We start from the raw sequence: 1,561 nt of genomic DNA, 5'->3' as shown, positions 1-1,561 counted from the left end.
GATGCCATCCCGAGTTGTGTGTAAAGAGTAGTATCAAGGAAGCGAGCAAAGAAGAGGACTCATGACCCCACGAATAAGATGAGATCGCTTCGGCCAAATTCACCAGAATCAGAAAGGCCCAAAGACATCGAAGAAGCAGATGTTCTCCATGAGCAGACGAATGCGCCACGAGGCGAAAAACCAAAAAGAACTCCCCCTTCCCCAGCGTGAAACGCTGGCTTCTTGCTTTTCGCTCCCGACTCCCGAACTTACTTGGTGTTAGGAAACGGCGATTCGGTGGAAGCGAATATCTTGCATCACGGCCCAGACAATGGTCAAACAACTCATCTCGGTGGTAAAGGCATCAATTTGGTCGGTGCGCTGTCGCACATTGCTGAAAAAGCCTTCGATGGCATTGGTCGTCTGGATATGACGATACATGGCAGGTGGAAACGCATAAAACGTCAACAGATGCTCTTCATCCTCAGCCAGGCTGCGTACGGCTTCGGGATAGCGCTGAGCATATTTCGCTTTAAATGCTGTCAAGTTGACAAGTGCATCCTCCTTCTTCTCTTGTTGCCAAATGCCGCTGAGTTCGGCTTGGACGTCCTCCCGTTCTCGTCGCGGGATGGCACTCATAACGTTACGTTGCTTGTGGGCGAGACAGCGCTGGCGTGGAGTTGCCGAAAAGAGTTCCCCGACGGCTGCCAGCAATCCATCATGTCCGTCGGTCACCAGCAGATCTATTTGTGTCGCTCCTCGTCGACGGATGTCTTGCAAGATACTCAGCCACCCCTCTTTATCCTCCTCGGCACAGGCACGCAGAGCCAGCACTTCCTTCTGCCCTTCGAGATCGACTCCTAACACCGTCAAAATGATGCTCGTATCGCATTTGCTCCCATGGCGGATCTTGAAATGGATGCCATCGAGGTACACCACACGCCAATGTCCTTGCAAAGTCCGCTCACGCCATGCTTCGAATTGGTGCGTCAGCGTCTGATTCAAACGGCTGATGGTGCTGGCACTAGGCGCGACTCCCATCAGCGTTTGAGCGACATTTCCCACTTTGTGCGTGCTGGTACCGGCGACGAACATCTGTGTCAATCCTTCGGCGACTTGTGGCTCATAGCGACGATAGTGCTCAAAGGCTTGCGTGTGGAATGCTCCTTCTCGATCTCGTGGCACGTTAAGGTCCTCGATCGGCCCTGAGGTCGTCATCAGATCGCGGGTGTAGAAGCCGTTGCGATAGCCTTTGCGCTCAGCAGTGCATTCTCCCCACTTGGCTCCCAGAAAGCCACTGAGTTCCTCGCACATGATGTCTTCCATCACGAGCCGTGTGGCATCACGAATTTCGGCTCGCAGATACTGATGAAAGGTCTCCGGTGTGAGGGGTTCTACTGAACTGACCGTTGAGGTTGCTTCTGGACTGGTGGATGTGGTAGTTTTCTTCTTGTGTGCAGGCATATTCCCTCCTTGGTAGAAATGGAAATGACGAAACAAAGCGATGGTCTATGCCTGTAGTATTGCCTACAATCCTCCTCTTTGGGAAGCCCTTACGTTACACAGAATTCGGGATGGCATC

General features: G+C 52.7%; 1 protein-coding gene. It reads right to left on the bottom strand.

The window, feature by feature from the left end:
• Positions 1-258: 258 nt before the first annotated feature.
• Complete coding sequence (locus tag IVW53_15945) at positions 259-1,443, bottom strand: IS256 family transposase (GenBank protein MBF6607055.1); 1,185 nt, start codon at positions 1,441-1,443, stop codon at positions 259-261.
• Positions 1,444-1,561: the final 118 nt, after the last annotated feature.

This window comes from Chloroflexota bacterium (assembly GCA_015478725.1).
Lineage (GTDB): Bacteria > Chloroflexota > Limnocylindria > Limnocylindrales > CSP1-4 > C-114.
Note: the sequence above shows the minus strand (reverse complement) of the source record. Positions and strands in the feature narration are given on the sequence as shown.